Source organism: Lacticaseibacillus hulanensis (assembly GCF_004010095.1).
GTDB lineage: Bacteria > Bacillota > Bacilli > Lactobacillales > Lactobacillaceae > Lacticaseibacillus > Lacticaseibacillus hulanensis.
The window spans coordinates 46,729-68,702 of sequence record NZ_RRYD01000001.1; the positions used below are offsets into that span (position 1 = coordinate 46,729).

The window sequence follows — 21,974 nt, forward strand, 5'->3', positions numbered from 1 at the left end:
AATATGTTGGCATACGCTACAAAGCAGATAACCGGTAATTTGGTTGGCATGAATGATTTGGATAACGAAGAAATCGACGACCTCCTCGACCGCGCCGAGGAATTCAAACACGGCGCAAAGGCGAAACTGACCGAACCGGTCTACGTCGTGAACCTGTTCTTTGAAAACAGCACGCGCACCCACACCAGTTTCGAAATGGCCGAGCGCAAACTCGGTCTAACCATACTGCCGTTCGACCCCAGCAGAAGCTCGGTCACGAAGGGCGAAACCCTGCACGACACGCTGCTCACGCTCGGGGCAATTGGGGCCAACATCGCCGTAATTCGGCACAGCCAGAATCGCTACTACGACGACCTGATTAAGGGCGGCGATTTGAGCCTCGGAATTGTAAATGCAGGTGACGGATCGGGCGAACACCCATCCCAGAGCCTGCTTGATCTAATGACCATTCGTGAGGAATTCGGGAAGTTTACCGGTCTGCGGGTGCTGATATGCGGTGACATTGCGCACTCCCGGGTGGCGCGTTCCAACGCAGAGGCGCTTGGCAAACTCGGGGCCAAGGTTTTGTTCGCTGGTCCCCGTGAATGGTTTGCCGACGACCTGGCCAATCTTGGTGAGTACGGGCAGTGGGATGAGCTGCTGCCAACCGCCGACGTGGTGATGATGCTGCGGGTCCAGCACGAACGTGGCGTTGGCACCACGGATTTTGACCCGTCAGAATACAGCAAGCAGTACGGCCTGACGGTGCAGCGGGCCCAGCGAATGAAGAAGGGGGCCATCGTGATGCACCCCGGCCCAATTAACCGCGGCGTCGAACTCGCCAGCGAACTGGTCCAAGCCCCATGCTCGCGCTTCGTGAAGCAGATGCAAAACGGGGTTTTCGTTCGCATGGCAATGCTCGAACGGATTTGCGCAGAACGTCACCTTGGAGGAATGAAATGAGTAAAACTCTCTTGCGCGGCGGCACCGTTAATTTGAATGGTGACCTCGTCAAAGCCGACCTATTAATCGATGGCACCAAAATTGCGGCGATTGGCACCAACCTAGCCGAACCCGACACAACGGAATACGATGTCTCGGGCATGCTCGTCACTGCCGGTCTGGTTGACCTGCACGTGCACCTGCGCGACCCCGGCCAAACGGCTAAGGAAACAATCAAAACGGGGAGCGCGGCGGCGGCACGTGGCGGTTTCACCACAATCTGCGCAATGCCCAACGTCGATCCTGTTCCCGATTCACCAGCAAGAATCGCCGAGATGGTTGCCCGCAACAATGCAGAAGGTCTGGTGCACATCAAGCAATACTCGAGCATCACGCATAACCGGACGGCGGGGGCCACGGTTGATTTTGCGGGGGTCAAAGCCGCGGGCGCCGTGGGGGTCTCAAACGATGGTAACGGCATCCAAAGCGCGGACACCATGCTTGAAGCGCTGCTGGGCGCCAAGGCTGCCGGCATTCCGCTGGCGGAACACGTTGAAGAAGACAGCCTCAAGCATGGCGGCGTGATTAGTGCGGGCGCGAAGGCCGATGAGCTGGGGGTCAAGGGTCTAATTCCGGCGGTGGAAACCAGTCAGCTCGCCCGCGATTTGGCGCTCGCCCAAAGTGCGGATGCGCCCTACCACGTTTGCCATGTATCCACCGCGACCAGCGTCAACATGATTCGCGCGGCCAAGGCGGCTGGGGTGCCGGTCACGGCCGAAGCTACCCCGCACCACCTGCTCCTAAGTGACAGTGACATTCCGGGAGACGACGCCAATTACAAAATGAACCCGCCACTGCGCACACGCAAAGATTGCGCGGCGCTGCTGGAGGGGCTGCTAGATGGCACAATCGATTGCATTGCCACCGATCACGCGCCCCACACGGACGCAGAAAAGGCGCAGGGCTTGTGCGGCGCACCCAATGGCATCACCGGCAGTGAGACCGCGTTTGCCTCGCTGTACACGGCCTTTGTGCGGCAGGACCAGCCCAAATGCACGCTGATACAGCTACTGCACTGGCTGAGCGCAGCACCGGCCACTTTGTTTAAGCTGAACGCCGGCAAGCTGCTGCCAGGTGGGGCCGCCGACATTGCCGTGTTTGATTTAGAGCACGGCCACACCGTTACGGCCGATGAATTCGCGTCTAAGGGGCACAACAACCCCTTCATCGGGCACAAACTGTACGGCGAAACGGTTTACACCTTTGTTGATGGGCAACTCGTATACCATGAAGGCAACTAGGAGGACGACATGCAGCGGTATTTAATTTTAGAAGACGGCACCCAGTTTGTCGGTGAGGGCTTTGGCGCCGATTGCCAAATTGATGGGGAAGTGGTGTTCAACACCGGCATGACCGGCTATCAGGAGACCATCACTGACGAGTCGTACTGCAACCAAATCATCACCTTCACCTACCCACTAATTGGTAATTACGGCATCAGTGCAGGCGCCAGTGAGTCCATTATTCCTAGCTGCAGCGGGGTAATCGTGCACGAACTCGCGCGACGGGCCAGCAACTGGACCAACCAGCTGAGTCTTGATGAATTCCTGAAGCAAAACAATATTCCCGGCATCACCGGGGTGGACACTAGGCGACTGACGCGGCACCTGAGGGACTTTGGCGTGATGCGCGGCGCCATTACCGATGACCCCGCCAAGGCAGAAACGCTACTGGCCAAACCAGCCCGCCGCGATCAGGTTGCCCAAGTTGCCACCCCACGGCCATATCCTAGTGCCGGAACGGGGCTGCGCGTGGTCCTCATTGACTTTGGCCTCAAGCACAGCATCCTAGCCGAACTTTCCCGCCGTTCCTGCAACGTCACGGTCGTCCCGTACAACACAAGTTTCGACCAGATTGCGGCATTGCACCCCGATGGCATTCTGTTATCGAACGGCCCGGGTAACCCCGAAGACGTACCAAGTGCACTGCCACTGATTCGCCAGTTGCAGCAGCACTATCCGCTATTTGGCATCTGCCTGGGTCACCAGCTCTTTGCCCTCGCAAATGGCGCGAAGACCGAGAAGATGCCATTTGGTCACCGCGGCTTCAACCACGCGGTCCGCGAAATCGCAACCGGCAGCACCTTCTTTACCGCCCAGAATCACGGGTACGCGGTGCAGGCGGATTCCATCGCCAGCACCGACCTGCTCGTCACCCACGTCGAAATCAACGACGGGACGGTCGAGGGCTTACGGCACCGCAACTACCCAGCGATTTCGGTTCAATTCCACCCAGACGCAACGCCGGGGCCACACGACGCCACCGGGATTTTCGATGACTTCTGCGCAATGATGACCGCCGCTCGCAGCGAAAAAAAGGAGACTAATCATGCCTAAGCGTACTGACATTCACAAGATTCTCGTGATTGGTTCTGGCCCAATCATCATCGGCCAGGCAGCCGAATTTGATTATTCCGGGACTCAGGCGTGCTTAGCCCTGCGTGAGGAAGGTTACGAAACCGTCCTGATTAACTCCAACCCTGCAACCATCATGACGGACAAGGAAATCGCCGACACCGTTTACCTTGAACCACTGACCCTGCCGTTTGTCACCAGGGTGCTGCGCAAGGAACGCCCCGACGCAATCCTGCCCACACTTGGCGGCCAGCAGGGGCTCAACATGGCCCTCGAACTTTCGCAGGCGGGCGTGCTGGATGAATTGAACATTGAATTGCTCGGCACCAAGCTCAGCGCTATCAACGAGGCCGAGGACCGCGAAGAATTCAAGGAACTCATGCAGCGGCTGGGCGAGCCAATCCCAGCATCACAATCGGTGAACACTGTGGACGAAGCCGTCGCGTTTGCCACTTCAATCGGCTACCCGGTCATTGTGCGCCCCGCGTTCACCATGGGCGGGACGGGCGGCGGCATGTGCGACAACGAAGAAGAGCTGCGCACAATCTGCAGCAACGCCCTGAAGCTGTCACCAATCATCCAGGCCCTGATTGAGCAAAGTATCGCCGGGTTCAAAGAAATTGAGTACGAGGTTATGCGCGACCACGCCGGCAACGCCATGGTCGTCTGCAACATGGAAAACTTTGACCCCGTCGGTATCCACACCGGGGACTCCATCGTCACGGCACCGGTCCAGACGCTCACCGATCACCAGGCACAAATGCTGCGGGACAGCTCGCTGAAGATTATCCGCGCGCTTGGGATTGAAGGGGGCTGCAACGTGCAGCTGGCCCTTGATCCAAATAGCGACCAGTACTACATCATTGAGGTTAACCCGCGGGTTTCGCGCTCCAGTGCGCTGGCATCAAAGGCCACTGGGTACCCAATCGCCAAGATTGCCGCCAAGATTGCGGTGGGCCTGAATCTCGATGAAATCAAGAACCCAATCACGCAGGTGACATACGCCCAATTTGAACCGATGCTCGATTACGTCGTGGTCAAGATTCCGCGCTGGCCGTTCGACAAGTTCACCGGTGGTAACCGCGAACTGGGTACCCAGATGAAGGCCACCGGGGAAGTCATGGCAATTGGTCGTAATTTCGAAGAGGCACTGCTCAAGGCCGTGCGGTCACTCGAAATCGACCACGATTATCTATTTGACGCCGAGGCGGAGCACGCGGACGAAGACACACTAGTTCAAAACATCGTCAAGGCCCGTGATGACCGGCTGTTCTACCTGGCAGCCGCCATTCGCCGCGGATACACCGTTGATGATTTGGCCAAGCTCACCAGCATCAACGTGTTCTTCCTGGATAAGTTGCTCCACATCATTGAAATCGAGCGCCAGCTGCAGGAACAACGCAATGACCTAACGACGCTGAAACTGGCCAAGCAAAACGGTTTTAGCGACCAAACCATCGCGCACATTTGGCACACGGATGCCGAATCCATTCGGGCACTCCGGCAAGACAAGAAGTTGCTGCCAGTTTACAAGATGGTTGACACCTGCGCGGCTGAATTCACCGCGGCGACACCATATTTCTACGGCACCTACGATGAGGAAAACGAAAGCACCAAGCTGGATAAACCATCCGTTATTGTACTTGGCTCTGGTCCCATCCGCATTGGGCAGGGGGTCGAATTCGACTACGCAACGGTGCACGCGGTGCGGGCGTTGCAACGCGCCGGCTATGCGGCAATCGTCATCAACAACAATCCTGAAACAGTTTCAACCGACTTTACCGTCGCTGACAAGCTGTACTTCGAGCCGCTGACGGTGGAAGACGTGCTGAACGTGGTTGACCTGGAGCAACCACTGGGCGTCATTGCCCAATTCGGTGGCCAGACCGCCGTTAACCTGGCGGGACCACTGTCACGTGCAGGCGTCAAGGTGCTAGGAACAACCGTTAGTGACCTGAATCGCGCCGAGGACCGGGACGCCTTCAACCAGATTGTGCGCGAACTGAACATTCCGCAACCGGTTGGGGCCACCGCCACCAATCTGGCCGGCGCCCTGGCAGCCGCGAACAAGGTGGGATATCCCGCGTTGCTTCGGCCAAGCTACGTTCTTGGTGGCCGCGCGATGACCATTATTTATAACGACGACGAACTGCGCGAATACGTTTCGACGGCGGTTCAGGTTTCTGAGGGACACCCCGTCCTCATTGATCACTATCTGGAGGGGAAAGAGTGCGAAGTCGACGTTATCAGCGACGGCAAGGACGTTCTGCTGCCGGGCATCATGGAGCACGTCGAACGCTCCGGGGTGCACTCGGGTGATTCAATGGCGATTTACCCACCACAGTCCTTCAGCGACCACGTGCGCAACCAGATTGTTGATTACGCACGCAAACTGGCTTTGACCCTGAACACTGTGGGGATGATGAATATTCAGTTCATCGTCAGCCACGAGCAGGTGTACGTCATTGAAGTGAACCCGCGTGCCAGCCGGACCGTGCCATTTCTCAGCAAGGTAACAGGTATTCCAATGGCGCAGGTCGCAACCAGGGTCATCATGGGCGCAACAATCGCGGACCTCGGTTACACGCCGGGACTCGCGCCGGAACCAGCAATGGTCCACGTTAAGGCGCCCGTGTTCTCCTTCACCAAACTGGCCGATGTGGATAGCCTGCTCGGACCAGAAATGAAGTCAACCGGTGAGGTCATGGGGAGTGACACCACACTCGCCAAGGCGCTGTACAAGGCGTTTGCCGCCGCTAAGCTTGCCATGCCTGACCACGGCAACGTGCTCATCACGGTGGCCGACGCGCAAAAGGATGGCGTCCTGCCGATTGCCAAGCGTTTGGCCGATCTGGGCTACCAGCTCGAGGCAACCGCGGGGACGGCAGATGTCCTTCGCGGCGCCGGACTGCGGTGCACGACCGTCGCCAAAATCGGCACTGCCGAAAGGGATATTCTTGCACTAATTAACGGCGGCAAAATTCAAGCGGCAATCAACACCGTGGACCTCGACCACGACGCGAATGGGGACGCGGCCAAAATTCGGCAGGCAGCAATCATGCACGGTGTACCACTGTTTACCGCGCTGGACACGGCGGCGGCAATGGTGCAGGCACTTGCCGAACGGAGCTTCACCGCTTCGCCATTACCGTAAACCGTAAAAACAGGAACGAGGCTTTTACATGCAGAGTATTGAACGACCAATCATCGCGCTGGATTTCCCCGATGCTTCCACAACGCGTCATTTTTTAGCGAAGTTCGGGCCGGATGCGCACCTATTCGTCAAAATCGGGATGGAATTGTTTTATAACGCCGGACCGGACATTGTGCGCGAAGTTCGGGCGGCGGGCCACGACGTTTTTCTTGACCTGAAATTGCACGACATCCCGCACACCGTCGAGATGGGGATGCGCAGTATTGCGCGCCTTGGCGTTGCGATGACCACCACGCACATCAGTGGCGGCAGCGAAATGCTGCAGGCGGCGCGCGCCGGCCTCGACGCCGGCAACAATACGCGCCCATTACTGCTCGGAATCACGCAGCTAACCTCGACATCAGAGGCACAGATGCACAGCGAGCAACACATTGCGGGCAGTCTGGCCGCAGATGTCGTTCACCGCGCCCAGTTGGCGGCAGCGGCCGGCTGCGATGGGGTGGTGTGCTCTGCACTGGAAGCCACCGATATTCTAACGGCGACCGATAAAGAATTCCTGCGCATCACGCCCGGAATTCGGCCTGCAAACGCGGCAACCGGCGATCAGGTGCGCGTGGTGACACCAGCGCAGGCCCGTAAGCTGCACAGCTCGGGAATCGTTGTTGGCCGACCAATCACGCAGTCAAGCAACCCGGTTGCGGCGTACACGGCGATTAAGCAGGCTTGGAATTTGAAAGGATAATGACCATGACGGATATCGATTACGCATCAACAATTGCACGCGACTTACTGGCAATCAAGGCTGTCACCTTGCGCCCCCGCGAACCATTCACGTGGGCAAGTGGCCTCAAAAGTCCAATTTACACGGACAACCGCTTAACGATTAGCTACCCGCTAGTTCGCCGGCACATCATTGCGGGGCTAACCGAGCTGATTCAAACCCGCTTTCCCCAAGCGGAGGTGATTGCCGGCACCGCGACCGCCGGGATCCCGCACGCAGCGTGGGTGGCCGAAGCACTCGGTCTGCCGCTGATTTATGTCCGGAGCAAGCCCAAGGATCACGGCCAGGGCCGGCAGATTGAGGGTCACCTGACCCCCGGCGCCAATACCGTCGTTATCGATGATTTACTCTCAACCGGTGGCAGTGTGCTCAAGGCCGCGGGTGCTGCGGCAAAGGAGGGGGCAGAAGTCATCGGCGTTGTGGGCATCTTCAGCTATGAACTGCCCGCAGCTCAAACCAACTTTGCGCAGGCTCAGATTCCCTTTGCCACACTGACCGGCTACTCAACCCTGGTTAAAACGGCGGTTCAGGTCGGGGCAATCAAGCCCGAGGACGAAGCGACCCTGCACGAGTGGCGCAAAGATCCAGCTGCATGGGCGAGCAAGTTCACTGAGTAACGCAGAACACGAAACCATAGTTAAGCCGTGACGGCACTTTGCGCTGAATTTGGCGGCCTGACCGGCGAAAACACAATAGAACAGCAATAAGGGGCAAAGTTTGAGCCAGCTTTTCGTTCAAACTTTGCCTCTTTGTGCGTCCTGTCTGGTATAATTCCAATTGAACGATACTCGGAGGCACAACTATGAAGAATTTGCATTTAAACAAACTGCCATTATTCATAATCACCGCAATCCTTCTTGGTGTTAGCCTGGCAACAACAACGGTCTTAGCGGGAACCAAACAGCTCACGGTTCGCGCCAGTGTGCTCAACATTCGCCGCGGACCCGGTCTTGCGTACGACGTGATGGGGCAAAGCCAATCAGGGGCAAGACTTGACGTTATCGGCCAGCGCAATTCATGGTATGAAGTGCGCCTCGCCGGCAACAAGGTCGGCTGGGTGGCTAGCTGGCTGGTTAACAATGACGACGCATCAACCAGTGCCGCCCGTGTTGCCCAGGTCAACGCGCAGGTCAACGTCCGCCAGTACGCCAGCACTTCGGCTAAGCTACTGGGAACGTTAACTGCCGGCACCAACGTCAAGGTGGTATACAGTCAAGGTGATTGGAGCCAGATTGTTTACAAAAACACCGCGGCCTGGGTCAGCACCCAGTACTTGGATCTGACCGGGCAAACCGCGACGGTCACGAGCGCACAAACCGCCATCAGTAAGGCCAACACCGCCACGCAGATTAAAGTGACGACAAACACCAACACGCATCTGCGTGAAGCCGGCGGGATTAACGCGGCCATCATTGAGGACCTCGCCAAGGGGGCCAAGCTGACCGTAATTAACCAGGACGGTGACTGGTACCGCGTGCGGGCCGCCGACGGGAAGACGGGCTACATCGCCAGCTGGGTGGTTAGCACGCCAAGCGACGGCAAATCAAGCAAGGCGGCCACTAGTCTCGCCGAAGCAACGATTGTCCTCGATGCGGGTCACGGTGGTAGCGACCCCGGCACCCACGCCAATAGTGGTGAGTACGAAAAGACGTACACGCTGCTGACGGTTGACGACATTGCCAGCCAGTTGCGGGCGGCGGGGGCCAATGTTGTCCTCACCCGGAGCAACGATACCTACGTCGATTTGGCTAAGCGACCAATCGTTGCGGCGAACGTTGACGCGGATGCCTTCATCAGCATTCACTTCGACTCAACGCCAACCGCCAACACCGGCACGGGGCACACGACCTATTACTACACCAAGGCGAAGGATTACCACCTCGCCACCTACCTCAGCAACAGCCTCACCAACCTCACCACGCCTAGCCGCGGGGTCGCGTTCGGGAATTACGAGGTTCTGCGCGACAATAAGCAGCCGTCAGTTCTAATTGAACTCGGCTACATGAACAGCGACAGTGATTTCAAGAAGTTCAGTAAGCCAAGCTACCGCAGTCGGGCCGCTCTCGATATTGTGAATGGGCTGAACAAGTATTTTGCGGCCGGTTATCACCGGTAAGGGCGATAATTTACTGAAAAAGGGCCCACCGACTTGACCGCAGTGCAAATTGTGGTTACTATTAGGATAAATAATTCCAGTGCCAATGACGAAGCAGAAGAGATCACTTGAAGCGACCCGGGACGGTGAAAGCCGGGAACGATTGACAAGACACTTCTGAGGCAGATACGCTCCGGTGACCACCGTTATGGTTTGAGTTAAACAGTAAGGTGGTACCGTGTGCTTGCACCCTTCGCGATTGTCGCGAGGGGTGTTTTTTTTGTTCTAAGCAGCAATTGTTACCGGCAGTCAGCAGCGCATGCGTAATGGAAGAAAGGATAATTAATATGAGTACTTATCAACGGCCAAAGGGGACAGCGGATATTCTCCCTGGCACCAGTGAAATCTGGCAGTACGTCGAACAAACGGCACGCGGCGTATTTGCCCGCTACCAGTACCACGAAATTCGCACACCAATTTTTGAAAGCGCCGATGTCTTTGCCCGGACCAGCGGGGAAACCAGTGACGTTGTTTCCAAGGAAATGTATGCATTCGAGGACAAGGGCGGCCGGATGATGGCCCTGCGCCCAGAGGGAACCGCCGGCGTGGTGCGCGCGTACATCGAAAACAAACTTTACGGCCCAGAATTCGCCAAGCCATACAAGGTTTACTACTTCGGCCCAATGTTCCGCTACGAACGTCCGCAATCCGGGCGTCAGCGCCAGTTCACCCAGTTCGGGGTGGAAGCATTCGGAAGCGATTCACCAGCACTCGATGCAGAAACAATTGCACTCGCCCGCGAACTGGTCGCATCATTCGGCGCAAAGGGACTCAAGATTGTGATTAACACGCTTGGCGATCCTGAAACACGCAAGGCTTACCACGCAGCGCTGGTCACTTACCTCAAGTCCTACGCCGATGAATTGTCCGCCGACTCAAAGGTGCGCCTCGAGAAAAACCCGCTGCGCATTCTTGATAGCAAGGACAAACACGATCAGGAGATTGTTGCCAGTGCACCATCAATTCTTGAATACCTGACCCCAGAGGCCCAGGACCACTTTGACAAGGTTCAAGGCTTCCTTAAGGCACTGAACATTGATTTCGAGATTGACGCAACGATGGTGCGGGGGCTGGACTACTACAACCACACCATCTTCGAAGTAATGAGCAATGACCCGGCCTTTGGTGGGGGCTACACCACTGTTATCGGTGGTGGCCGCTACAACGGGCTTGCCGAAGAACTTGGCGGTCCCGAAACACCAGGGGTTGGCTTCGGGATGGGCGTCGAACGCCTCATGATGCTCCTGGCTGACAAGAAGATTGAATCCCCACTGCCGCTTTACATCGTGGCCATCGATGAGGCGGCCCAGCTTCCCGCCTTGAGTTTGGCCACCAGCATTCGGCACCAGGGAATCCCAGTCGACATGGACTTCATGAACCGCAAAGCCAAGGCGCAGTTCAAGTCCGCGAACAAGGCCAACGCCGAATTCGTGGCCACCATTGGGGAAGAAGAAATCGCTGATGGCACCGTCCAGGTCAAGAAGATGGCCACTGGGGAGCAGAAGACCTTCAAGCAGGCTGAACTACTGGCCGACTTTGGGGCGATTCAGAGCAGTTTCGACTAAGCACGCGTTGATACGGATGCTAGTTATATAGAAGAGCGAAGGAGAAACATTTATGAAAAAACGTACTATGTATGCTGGTGATGTTACTGCCATCAACATTGACCAAACCGTTACGCTCATGGGCTGGGTCAAAAAGCGACGTAGCCTCGGGAACCTAATCTTTGTCGACTTGCGCGACCGTGCCGGCATCGTGCAGCTCGTCTTTTCGGCGGACTTTGATCAGGACGCACTCGACCAGGCCAACAACCTGCGCAGCGAATACGTCATTGAAGCAACCGGTGTCGTTAAGGCGCGCAAGCCAGAAGCCATTAACAAGAACATGAAGACCGGTGAAATCGAAATTGAAGTGCAGGAACTCACCGTCTTGAACAAATCCAAGACGCCTGTCTTTGAAATCGAGGACGGCATCACCGCCTCCGAGGACACCAAGCTCAAGTACCGTTACCTTGACCTGCGCCGTCCAGAAATGCAAAAGGCCCTCATGACCCGGTCCCAGATTATCATGTCCACCAACCGTTACTTCGACGAGAACGGCTTCCTGTACATCGAAACGCCAGATCTGACCAAGAGCACGCCAGAAGGTGCCCGTGACTACCTCGTGCCTTCACGTGTCTACCCAGGTTCATTTTACGCATTGCCACAATCCCCACAGCTATTCAAGCAGTTGCTGATGGGGGCAGGTTACGACCGTTACTTCCAGATTGCTAAGTGTTTCCGGGACGAAGACCTGCGCGGTGACCGTCAACCAGAATTCACGCAAATCGACATGGAAACCAGCTTCCTGTCCGCTGAAGAAATTCAGGAGATTACTGAAGGCCTCATCGTTCGCGTCATGAAGGAAGTTAAGGGTATCGATGTTCCCCAGCCATTCCGGCGCATCAAGTGGCAGGACGCCATGGACCGGTTCGGTTCCGACAAGCCAGATTTGCGGTTCGGGATGGAACTGCAGGACGCGGCACCATTCGTCAAGGATGCGGGCTTTAAGGTCTTTGACAACGCACTTGCAAACGGCGGCCAGGTGAAGGCCATCGTGCTTCCAGGCGCGGCCCAGAAGTACTCCCGGAAGATGATCGACAAGCAGGCCGACTACATCAAGCGTTTCGGTGCGCACGGTTTGGCTTGGCTCAAGGTTGAAGACGGCAAGGTTTCCGGACCAATCGCCAAGTTCTTCGCCGAGAGCACAGAACTCGTGAATGGCCTCGGCGCGAAGGCGGGTGACATGATCATGTTCATCGCCGACCGCAAGAAGGTTGTCGCCGACACACTCGGTTACCTGCGGACGTACTACGGCAAGGACCTCGGCCTCATCGACGAAAACCGCTACGAGTTTGCCTGGGTTGTTGACTGGCCATTGTTCGAATTCGACGAAGGGGACCAGCACTGGGTTGCAGCACACCACCCATTCACGATGCCAAACGAAGAAGACGTTCACCTGCTGGACACCGACCCACATTCCGCCCACGCTCAGTCATACGACATTATTCTGAACGGTTACGAACTCGGTGGTGGGTCAATTCGTATCCACACCCGGGAAATTCAGGAGAAGATGCTCAAGGCCCTGGACTTCACGCCTGAACGGGCAGAAGAACAGTTCGGCTTCCTCCTGCAGGCACTTGACTACGGGTTCCCACCTCATGGCGGTCTCGCAATTGGTCTCGACCGGTTCGCAATGCTCCTGACTGGCAAGAGCAACATCCGCGACGTCATTGCCTTCCCAAAGAACTCCAACGCGACCGAACCAATGACCCATGCCCCTCAGCCGGTTGAAGCCAACCAGCTGCAGCCACTTGGGATTGAAGTTACACCAGAAGCAGAGGCTGAAATCGAAGCCGAAGCCGAAGACAAGCCTAAAGATTAATGCAAAAGCCCACGGTTTCCGTGGGCTTTTACTGTCTGGCAGCGTCAGTCCTTTTTACTTGGTGGGTACTGAAGTGGTCTAGGGGCCGCGCCTGGGCGGGGCCGGTGCGCGTTCCGTGCGGCTGGGATTTTCCGTGCGGCCGGTTGAAGCCCCAAAAGCGGGGTCTTCAACCTAAAAATTTAGCCCCACATCCGCTTCTTGAGGTTACAAGACTAATACGTGTTGTTAAGATCCGCTGGGAAACTTTGTCCTCCCTGGCGGGTCTTAATTTTTGCCGGCTATGGTGTGGAGAAGCCCGGCGCAAAAACCGCACCGGTCTTCTCTCACCATAGCTTTCACAGGAAAATCCCAGCCGCACTCCACGCGCACCGACCCCGCCCAGGCGCTACAACGTGGTTAAAAGAAAGTCTTACCGAGGTTTTTCAAAGTGACAGAAATGATCTATCACGTCTGATCCTTTAGCCATCGACTGATGACTACTCTAATGTTGTTGAGCACCATGTGATAACCAAGATGTTAACTGCTTATAAAGCGGAGCGTTGTGGGGTTTGGCCGGAGGGTCCGGGCTGGGTCTCGGGTGTGTCGCCCAGCTGTGGCAACAAGAAAACACGATGTGACGACTGTGTTTTTTGCAGTTGGCACATCGTATTTTCTTGAGGGAAAAATTTAGATTTGTGTGAGGAGCATTCAGGATTTAGGCACGAGATAGAGGTTTCGATTACATACCAAACATCGTACGAGTTAGACTCAGGCTGCGACGATGCAAAGCTAAATTTTTAGTCTGGAGACGGCGCTTTTCCGGCTCCAGACGACCGCCACAGCAACCACGGCGAAGCACACCCGAGGCCCAGCCCGGACCCGGAGGCCAAACCCCACAACGCGGAGCCTCCTCACTGGTCTACCTCAGCAATCACGCTGACGCTGCCGGACAGCGTTTGTAATTGATTGTTAAAGTGGTGGGGCACCGTGCTATACTGGTCTTACAAATTGGGAGGGTATTTCTTTGCAGGAACTTGATAAATTAATTCGTCGGCATCAGAATATGAGCCGACTTTCCGCCGCATTCTTCTATGGAATATGTGTCACCCTTGCGCTGAACCTTTTTTGGGAACCGGGTGGGATTTACGCATCCGGGATCACCGGGGCGGCGCAGCTGGTTGCCACGGTGGTTAGCCGCTGGTTTAATGTGGTTATTTATACGCCATTCGGGATGATTACAACCGCCACCATCTTCTCAACTGGGACGATGCTGTTCGTCCTAAACGTGCCTTTGTTCATTTTGGCTTGGCGCCGAATTGGACACCGGTTTACAATTTTTACCTTCCTGGCCGTTCTTTTTTCAACCATCATGCTGCACCTGTTCTCATTCCCGCCACTTACCAAGGACCCAATCATCTGTGGGATCTTCGGGGCGGTCGTTAATGGTTTGGGGACCGGTTTTGCCCTCCGCAACAACATTTCAACCGGTGGCCTCGATATTCTTGGGATTGTGATTCGCAAGCGAACCGGGAAATCGATTGGCCAAATCAACATCTTCTTCAATGCGTTCATCATCCTGTTCGCCGGGTTCATTTACAGCTGGCCCCACGCGCTCATTTCCGCGCTGTCGATTTTTATCAACGGCAAAATGATTGACTCAATGTACACGCGTCAGCAGCGCATGCAGGTGATGATTGTTACCGCCCACCCCAAAGAGGTGACGAATGCCATTCAAAACGGTCTGCGCCGCGGGATTACGATTGTCCACGACGTCGAAGGGGCTTTCCGTCATGAAGAAATGACCATTCTGTTCACCGTCATCAGTCGGGCCGAAATGTACGACCTCGAAGTCGCAATGAAGAACTCCGATCCGTACGCGTTCGTCTCAATTACCGATTCGGTCAAAATTCTGGGCCGCTTCTATGAGCCGAAGATCCAATAACCAAATAATCCATCCAAAAACGCCCAGACAGCAGCAACAATTGTCTGGACGTTTTCATTTGCAGTTTTTTCAATGTATCTTCTGTGTGCAGTGGGGAGTTGCGGCAAATAACCCGCAACTAACGCCAGCTGCCTAGTTATCAGTATCATCGAGGCCCATGTGTTCCAAAATCAGCGTGGCGGTCTCTTCAATTGACCGGTGCGCCGTGTTGATGACCATGCAGCCGAGCTTAGCGTAGAGCTGGTTGGCGTAGTCGAGTTCTTCAAGGACCTGGGTCCGAGCGGAATAATTGTTGTCCGGGTTCAGTCCGTAAGCAATCATGCGCTGGCGCCGAAATTCCATCAGTACCTGCGGGTCAGTGGTCAGGCCAATAATCTTATTGGGGTCGACCTTGTAGATTTCATCCGGGATTTTGGCGGAAGGAACCAGCGGCAGGTTGGCCACTTTGAGATTCCGGTTAGCTAGGAAGAGGGACAGTGGCGTCTTGCTGGTGCGGGAAACACCGAGCAGCACAATATCAGCTTCGAGGAACCCCTTAGGATCTTTCCCGTCATCATAGGTCACCGCGAACTCAATCGCGCCAATCCGGTCGAAGTAATTCTCGTTCAGGTCGTGAACTGAGCCCGCAATCCCCGTCGGTTCTTCGTTGAACTTCTTGCTAATTGCGCGCACGGCGGGGGTGAAGACGTCTAGGCAAGGAACACCAATCTTCTTTGCGTATTCATCAGCCTCATCAGCCAGGTCGGCGATTGCCAGGGTGTTGATGACAATCCCGTTGTCTTTTTGCGCATCGTCCAAGGCTTCAACTAGTTTTTCCCGGGTTTGAATGAATGGATAACGGCGGTAGCGGGGTGTCAGTCGGGGAAACTGTGCGGCCACCGCACGTGCCAGCTGTAAAGCGGTGTCCCCAACCGCATCAGAGATGATAAATAAATTCAATTCATTGCTCATAGACAAGACCTCATTCGGAAATATTTTTGTTAGCGTTATCACTTTGTATAATAACATGAAAGCATGCTTCAGGCGAGCCAGAGAATGTTACAATGAGCACAAGAGCGGGCGAATCAGCACCTTTTTTCACAAAACAAGGCGTTTTTTGCCTCAGGTGCATTGACGATTAGCTGCAGCTTAGATATAATATTTAAGAATTGCTGGCAGGATACTGTTCAGCGGTTACATCGTTTCGGAGGGAGGGATAACACATGGCAAAGACAACTGTTAAGAAAAACGAATCTCTCGACGATGCACTCCGCCGTTTCAAGCGGACCGTATCTAAGGCTGGCACCCTGGCCGAATACCGTAAGCGTGAGTTTTACGAAAAGCCTAGCGTGAAGCGCAAGCTCAAGTCTGAGGCGGCTCGTAAGCGTAAGAAGTACTAATCAAAGGACTGATTTTAAGTGGCATTAGCCGATGAATTGAATCAGGATTTGAAGAGTGCAATGAGGGAACACAACAAAGTTGCACTGAACACAATCCGCGCAATCAAAACAGCGCTCACCAACGCTAAGATTGCTTCTGGTAAAGAACTCAGTGAGGACGAAGAGCGTTCCATTCTTGCCACACAGCTTAAGCAGCGGAAGGATTCGCTGGAACAGTTCGAGGCAGGCAATCGGGAAGACTTGGCGGAAGAAACCAAGGCCGAGATTGTCATCGTCGAGAAATATCTGCCTGCCCAATTGGACGAGGCAGAAATCGGCAAGCTTGTCGATGAAGCGATAGCCGAAAGTGGCGCTACTAACGTCAAGCAGTTTGGCCTTGTAATGAAGGTCTTAATGCCCCGCGTTAAAGGTCGGGCGGACGGTTCAGCCGTTACCCAGATCGTTAAATCAAAACTCAATGCTTAACCGAAAAGAAGGCACCCGCGCAATTGCGTGGGTGTTTTTGCGTGCCCTAAGTTTTTGGCGTGCGATTAACCTTAATTCTGATTGATTATGGCCCCAATTCATTCAGGAATAATCATTCATGTGCTAAAATGGGACCAGAACACTCGGGAGGACAGTCTTTGACAGAAGAAACCGTAACTAAGCGTCTACTGGTAAGTGACGTGAACGAAATGTTGAACTTAATTGGTGTCGGCAACGCCTATCTGGACATTATTGCTGATGCCCTGGACGTCGACATCACCACTGTTGGGCAAGAAATCCGCATTACCGGCCCGCGGGACTCTGGCAGTACCGCCTACACGATTTTGCAAAAGCTCCTTGAGCTCCTCGCCCAAAACATCAAAATCGCCGGACCAGACGTGGTCAGTGCCGTGAAGATGGCACAAAAGGGCACGCTTGATTACTTCACCGACATGTACAACGAAGCCTTAATTAAGGACGCGAAGGGCCAACCCATCCGCGTGAAGAACTTCGGTCAGCGGCAATACATTGACGCCATCCGCCGCAACACCATCACGTTCGGAATTGGCCCAGCGGGGACCGGGAAAACCTTCCTCGCGGTCGTCATAGCCGTCGCCGCACTCAAGGCCGGTGAAGTTGAACGTATTATTGTCACCCGTCCGGCCGTGGAAGCGGGCGAGAGTCTAGGCTTTTTGCCCGGGGACCTCAAGGACAAGGTTGACCCGTACTTGCGGCCAATCTACGACGCGCTCCACGCGGTGATTGGGACCGAGCACACGAACCGCCTGCTTGAACGCGGCGTCATTGAAATCGCACCGCTAGCGTACATGCGTGGCCGCACCTTGGAAAACGCGTTTGCCATCCTGGATGAAGCGCAGAACACGACCCAGGCACAGATGAAAATGTTCCTGACCCGGCTTGGCTTCAACTCCCAAATGATCGTCAACGGGGACATCTCACAAATAGACTTACCAAGCAAGGGCCGCAGCGGTTTGATTCAAGCGGAAAACCTGCTGCAAAAGGTACCGCACATCCGCTTTGTGTACTTCGATGCCAGTGATGTCGTGCGCAACCCAGTCGTTGCGGCCATTATTGAAGCGTACAGCCGCGGCACCAGCGAACCACACACGCACGCCAGCGTTGCAAAGACCATTAAGCCAGAAAAAGACCCGAAGAAAGAGGACTAATCATGGATTTGACCCTGTACGATGACAACAACTTGTTAAGCGAAGAACACAAAGAGCTCGCAATTAAGTTAGTAGATTTTGCCGCAAAGGAACTTGGCTCGGCCGACGACACAGAAATGTCCATCACCATTGTCGACGACGACGAGATTCAGCGCATCAACCGCGAATACCGCAACACCGACCGGGTGACCGATGTCATTAGCTTTGCCATTGAAGATGGGGAATCTGATGACGACGAGTTTGCCGGCTTCGAGGGGATTCCCGAAAACATCGGCGATCTTTTCATCGACCCGTTCAAGGTTAAGGCCCAGGCAGAAGATTACGGGCACAGTTTTGAACGCGAGCTGGGTTACACCGTCGTTCACGGCTTCTTGCACCTGAATGGCTACGACCACATCAAGCCTGAAGATGAAGCAGTAATGATTCCACTTCAGGAGAAAATTCTGTCTGCATATGGCCTCGAACGGTAAGAATAAGAACTTTGGCCAGGCACTGCACCACGCACTGGCTGGCCTCGTCAGCATGGTGCGCACCGAACGGAATGCCCGGTTTGACCTGCTGGCGGCAGCAATTGCAATTTGCCTCGCGTATTTCCTGCACGTGCAGTGGTACAGGTGGGTGGTGCTCGCGGTTTGTATTGCTGCGGTTCTAGCTGCCGAGGCCATCAATACCGCAATCGAGACACTGGCCAACGCCATCGCTCCGGATCACCAGCTGCAAGCAACTGGACGAGCGAAGGATTTGGCGGCGGGCGCAACTTTACTGATTTGCCTAGGGGTTTTAGCCGCGGCAATCTGGCTGTTTGGCCCAGGGCTGCTGGCCTGCTTTTAACGAACAACAACGGGTTTAAGGGAGAATAATCATGGATAAAGAAGAATTGATGGCAGAGGCCATTACTGCTCGACAAAACGCGTACGTTCCATACTCACACTTCAAGGTTGGCGCAACGGCCGTGGCTGCTGATGGCCGGCACTTTAGTGGTGCCAACATCGAGAACGCATCCTTTGGTATCACCATGTGCGCCGAACGTAACGCAATTTTTGGTGCCGCGAGCGCCGGCGTGCGCAAGATTACCGCACTCGCCGTGGTCGCAGACACTGATGGCGGGGTATCACCATGTGGCGCCTGCCGTCAAGCCATGACTGAATTCATGAACGCCGACACGCCAGTTTTTCTAGGTAACCTGCACGGAGTAATTGAAGAAACTACTGTCGGCGCCCTTTTGCCCGGCGCATTTAACAAGGAGGACATGCACAATGCCTAACCATCGTTCCGGATTTGTTGCCATCATCGGCCGGCCTAATGTCGGCAAATCAACCTTCATGAACCGCATCCTAGGGGAGAAGATTGCCATCATGTCCCCAAAGGCGCAGACGACGCGGAATAAGATCAACGGGATTTACACCACCGATGACGCCCAAATCGTCTTTGTCGACACGCCCGGAATCCACAAGCCCCAAAACGAGTTGGACGAATACATGGACCAAGCCGCGTTGTCCACGCTCAACCAGGTTGATGCCGTCATGTTCATGGTTGCGGCGGACGAACAGCCCGGTCGCGGCGACAAGTGGATTATTGAGGAATTAAAGAAGGTCACCAAGCCAGTGTTCCTGCTCGTTAACAAGATTGACCTGGTGCACCCCGACGAATTAATTCCGCTGATTGACCAGTACAGCCGGATGCGCGACTTTGATCAAGTGTTCCCGATTTCGGCGACCGAGGGGAACAACGTCGACGAACTGCTGAAGTCACTCACGGCAACTCTGCCCGAGGGGCCGCAATACTACCCTGACGATGAATTAACCGACCACCCTGAATACTTCGTTGTCGGTGAGCTGATTCGCGAAAAAATTCTGGAATTGAGCCACGACGAAGTGCCACATGCGGTGGCGGTCGTCGTTGAGCGCATGAAGGATTACGCTGGGGGCAAGCTCCAGATTGAAGCCAACATTTTCGTTGAACGTGATGGCCAAAAGGCGATTATCATCGGGAAAGGCGGCTCGATGCTCAAGCAAATCGGGATTCGGGCTCGTCGCGACATCGAAAACCTGCTGGGCGAAAAGGTTAACCTTAAGCTCTGGGTGAAGGTGCAAAAAAACTGGCGTGACAACAACGCATACCTGCGCACGCTGGGCTATAACAAGAAGGACCTGCGCTAATGCGGGGCGCGCAGGTCAAGTTCGCTGGGCTGGTCCTGTCGCGTCACAATTATCGGGAAGCGGATATGCTGGTCAAGATTCTGACCGATCAGTACGGCATTCGTACCTTCATCTGCCACCGTGCCCGTAAACCCGGTTTTCAGTTCGCCGCGGGCATTTTACCCTTCACGCACGCGCAGTACTGGGGCACCATCAAGGATGGGTTCTCGTACATCACCTCGGTGCGCGATGCCAACCAGTTTCAGCACATCGCAGGCGACCTCATGGCTAACGCGTACGCCACTTACGTCCTCGGTCTCATCGACCTGGCGTTCCCCGAAAACGAGCCAATCCCGCAGTGGTTTAACTTTGCGAAAGCGGCGCTGCAAAAAATCGATGACGGCGTGGACGCACAAATCATCGGCCACATCGCTGAGATTCAGTTGTTAGGTGCGTTTGGCGTGGCCCCGCACTGGCAGGACTGCACCGTTTGCGGCCGGAGTGATTTGCCCCTCGATTTTTCGGAGGCGTACGGCGGGGTGCTTTGCAGTAACCACTGGCAGCTAGACGAGCACCGCTACCACGTTTCTCCGCGGAGCATGTATTATTTGCGGCTCTTTTCGACGATTACGCTGAAGCAACTCGGCAAGGTGAACGTTGCTCCGGCCACCAAGGTAGAGCTGCGGACAATTATTGACCGGTTGTACGAGGATATGGTCGGTGTAACGCCGAGGGCCAAACGCTTCTTGGACCAGATGCTTAGTGGTAGTCGCAAACTTAAGCCGCTCAGCCCGCGCTGACAGGCGTTTTCCCCTTGCCCTGAACACACCTCTGTGCTAAACTGGGCAACAGTTGAACAGGCGACGAGAAAAAGGGTCATTTGTTGCACCCACCAGCGAATCCGGGGCCGTGGAAGCCGGATCGGCAATGCAAATGATTGGCGTTTTTGAGCCATTACACGAAAGAGCGCAGAATTTATTCTGCGAAGTAGGGTGGAACCGCGCTAACAGCGTCCCTATGCCAAATTGGCATAGAGGCGCTTTTTTTATTTTCCCGGACGACCTGTGGGAGTGCTGCAGTGGCAGGGCTTCAGTCAATTATTTTTAGTAAACCAATTTAAAGGAGAGTTTTTCATGGTCAAGAAAATGAATGTTCAAACCATGATCCAGACGTTGCAAAACTTCTGGGGCGGTAAGGGCTGCATGCTCATGCAAGCCTACGATACAGAAAAAGGGGCGGGGACGATGAGCCCATACACGTTCCTGCGGGCAATTGGCCCAGAACCATGGAACGCGGCGTACGTTGAACCATCACGGCGTCCAGCTGACGGCCGTTACGGTGAAAACCCGAACCGTTTGTACCAACACCACCAGTTCCAGGTTGTGATGAAGCCATCACCAGAGAACATCCAGGAATACTACCTCGATTCTCTGCGCGCCTTGGGTATTGAACCACTGGAACACGACATTCGTTTCGTTGAAGACAACTGGGAAAACCCATCAATGGGTTGTGCCGGTGTTGGTTGGGAAGTATGGCTTGACGGAATGGAAGTCACCCAGTTCACCTACTTCCAGGTTGTCGGTGGCCTTGAAGTAAGTCCCGTTACCAGCGAAATCACATACGGTGTCGAACGCCTGGCCAGCTACATTCAGGATGTGAACTCGGTTTACGACCTCGAATGGGGCGATGGTGTTTACTACGGTGACATCTTCAAGGAACCTGAATACGAACACTCCAAGTACTCCTTTGAGGAGAGCGACCAGGAAATGTTGCTGCGCTTCTTCAACGACTACGAAAAGGAAGCATGGCGCCTGATGGATCTCGGTCTGGTTCACCCAGCGTACGACTACATCTTGAAGTGCAGCCACACGTTCAACCTGCTTGACGCGCGCGGTGCCGTTTCTGTCACCGAACGTGCAGGCTATCTGAGCCGAATTCGGAAGATGGCGCACAAGATTGCCCGTGCATTCGTTGCGGAACGCAAGAAGCTCGGATTCCCGTTGCTCCACGATGACAAAGTAGCGGAGGAGGACTAA

20 protein-coding genes are annotated in these 21,974 nt (G+C 55.0%); 19 read left to right on the forward strand and 1 reads right to left on the reverse strand.

The window, feature by feature from the left end:
* Positions 1 to 3 precede the first annotated feature (3 nt).
* The 10 genes from EKN00_RS00240 (at position 4) to EKN00_RS00285 (ending at position 14,769) form a co-directional block, all read left to right on the forward strand.
* The gene (locus EKN00_RS00240; protein WP_127848128.1) at positions 4 to 942 is read left to right on the forward strand and encodes an aspartate carbamoyltransferase catalytic subunit; all 939 of its coding nucleotides are present in this window, start codon (positions 4 to 6) and stop codon (positions 940 to 942) included.
* Positions 939 to 2,222, forward strand: a complete 1,284-nt coding sequence (locus EKN00_RS00245) for a dihydroorotase (protein WP_127848129.1) — start codon at positions 939 to 941, stop codon at positions 2,220 to 2,222. The genes EKN00_RS00240 and EKN00_RS00245 overlap by 4 nt, the downstream gene beginning before the upstream one ends.
* A 9-nt stretch (positions 2,223 to 2,231) precedes the next feature.
* The gene (locus EKN00_RS00250; protein WP_127848130.1) at positions 2,232 to 3,317 is read left to right on the forward strand and encodes a carbamoyl phosphate synthase small subunit; all 1,086 of its coding nucleotides are present in this window, start codon (positions 2,232 to 2,234) and stop codon (positions 3,315 to 3,317) included.
* Positions 3,310 to 6,489: a carbamoyl-phosphate synthase large subunit gene (carB, locus tag EKN00_RS00255; RefSeq protein WP_127848131.1), complete on the forward strand. Its 3,180-nt coding sequence runs from the start codon at positions 3,310 to 3,312 to the stop codon at positions 6,487 to 6,489. The genes EKN00_RS00250 and carB overlap by 8 nt, the downstream gene beginning before the upstream one ends.
* Positions 6,490 to 6,517: 28 nt before the next feature.
* The gene (gene pyrF / locus EKN00_RS00260; protein WP_127848132.1) at positions 6,518 to 7,231 is read left to right on the forward strand and encodes an orotidine-5'-phosphate decarboxylase; all 714 of its coding nucleotides are present in this window, start codon (positions 6,518 to 6,520) and stop codon (positions 7,229 to 7,231) included.
* Positions 7,231 to 7,887 (forward strand): orotate phosphoribosyltransferase, encoded by a 657-nt coding sequence (gene pyrE, locus EKN00_RS00265; protein ID WP_127848133.1) that lies wholly within the window; start codon positions 7,231 to 7,233, stop codon positions 7,885 to 7,887. The genes pyrF and pyrE overlap by 1 nt, the downstream gene beginning before the upstream one ends.
* Before the next feature lie 185 nt (positions 7,888 to 8,072).
* On the forward strand, positions 8,073 to 9,386 hold the full coding sequence (locus EKN00_RS00270) for an N-acetylmuramoyl-L-alanine amidase family protein (protein ID WP_127848134.1): 1,314 nt from the start codon (positions 8,073 to 8,075) through the stop codon (positions 9,384 to 9,386).
* Between the two features lie 326 nt (positions 9,387 to 9,712).
* Positions 9,713 to 10,990, forward strand: a complete 1,278-nt coding sequence (gene hisS, locus EKN00_RS00275; RefSeq protein WP_127848135.1) for a histidine--tRNA ligase — start codon at positions 9,713 to 9,715, stop codon at positions 10,988 to 10,990.
* A gap of 52 nt (positions 10,991 to 11,042) precedes the next feature.
* Complete coding sequence (aspS, locus tag EKN00_RS00280) at positions 11,043 to 12,848, forward strand: aspartate--tRNA ligase (protein ID WP_127848136.1); 1,806 nt, start codon at positions 11,043 to 11,045, stop codon at positions 12,846 to 12,848.
* Between the two features lie 1,003 nt (positions 12,849 to 13,851).
* Positions 13,852 to 14,769 carry a YitT family protein gene (locus EKN00_RS00285; RefSeq protein ID WP_127848137.1) on the forward strand — a complete coding sequence of 306 codons (918 nt, stop codon included), beginning with the start codon at positions 13,852 to 13,854 and terminating at the stop codon, positions 14,767 to 14,769.
* A 132-nt stretch (positions 14,770 to 14,901) separates the two neighbouring features.
* Here the strand turns inward: EKN00_RS00285 and EKN00_RS00290 are convergent, their stop codons facing one another.
* A complete protein-coding gene (locus EKN00_RS00290; RefSeq protein WP_127848138.1) occupies positions 14,902 to 15,720 on the reverse strand; it encodes a pyruvate, water dikinase regulatory protein in 819 nt (272 codons plus the stop codon).
* Positions 15,721 to 15,971: 251 nt separating this feature from the next.
* Between EKN00_RS00290 and rpsU the strand changes: the two genes are divergently transcribed.
* From rpsU to glyQ, 9 genes are all read left to right on the forward strand, one after another.
* Positions 15,972 to 16,148, forward strand: a complete 177-nt coding sequence (gene rpsU / locus EKN00_RS00295) for a 30S ribosomal protein S21 (protein ID WP_127848139.1) — start codon at positions 15,972 to 15,974, stop codon at positions 16,146 to 16,148.
* Positions 16,149 to 16,166: 18 nt separating this feature from the next.
* Complete coding sequence (locus EKN00_RS00300; RefSeq protein WP_127848140.1) at positions 16,167 to 16,613, forward strand: GatB/YqeY domain-containing protein; 447 nt, start codon at positions 16,167 to 16,169, stop codon at positions 16,611 to 16,613.
* 158 nt (positions 16,614 to 16,771) lie between these two features.
* Positions 16,772 to 17,800, forward strand: a complete 1,029-nt coding sequence (locus tag EKN00_RS00305; protein WP_421825356.1) for a PhoH family protein — start codon at positions 16,772 to 16,774, stop codon at positions 17,798 to 17,800.
* 2 nt (positions 17,801 to 17,802) lie between these two features.
* Entirely contained in the window at positions 17,803 to 18,270 is a 468-nt protein-coding gene (gene ybeY / locus EKN00_RS00310; RefSeq protein ID WP_127848142.1) for an rRNA maturation RNase YbeY, read from the forward strand.
* The gene (locus tag EKN00_RS00315; RefSeq protein WP_127848143.1) at positions 18,254 to 18,631 is read left to right on the forward strand and encodes a diacylglycerol kinase family protein; all 378 of its coding nucleotides are present in this window, start codon (positions 18,254 to 18,256) and stop codon (positions 18,629 to 18,631) included. Before ybeY ends, EKN00_RS00315 begins: the two co-directional genes overlap by 17 nt.
* Positions 18,632 to 18,662: 31 nt before the next feature.
* Positions 18,663 to 19,064: a cytidine deaminase gene (locus tag EKN00_RS00320; protein ID WP_127848144.1), complete on the forward strand. Its 402-nt coding sequence runs from the start codon at positions 18,663 to 18,665 to the stop codon at positions 19,062 to 19,064.
* Positions 19,057 to 19,959 (forward strand): GTPase Era, encoded by a 903-nt coding sequence (gene era / locus EKN00_RS00325; protein ID WP_127848145.1) that lies wholly within the window; start codon positions 19,057 to 19,059, stop codon positions 19,957 to 19,959. Before EKN00_RS00320 ends, era begins: the two co-directional genes overlap by 8 nt.
* Entirely contained in the window at positions 19,959 to 20,738 is a 780-nt protein-coding gene (recO, locus tag EKN00_RS00330) for a DNA repair protein RecO (protein WP_127848146.1), read from the forward strand. The genes era and recO overlap by 1 nt, the downstream gene beginning before the upstream one ends.
* A gap of 333 nt (positions 20,739 to 21,071) precedes the next feature.
* A complete protein-coding gene (gene glyQ / locus EKN00_RS00335) occupies positions 21,072 to 21,974 on the forward strand; it encodes a glycine--tRNA ligase subunit alpha (RefSeq protein ID WP_127848147.1) in 903 nt (300 codons plus the stop codon).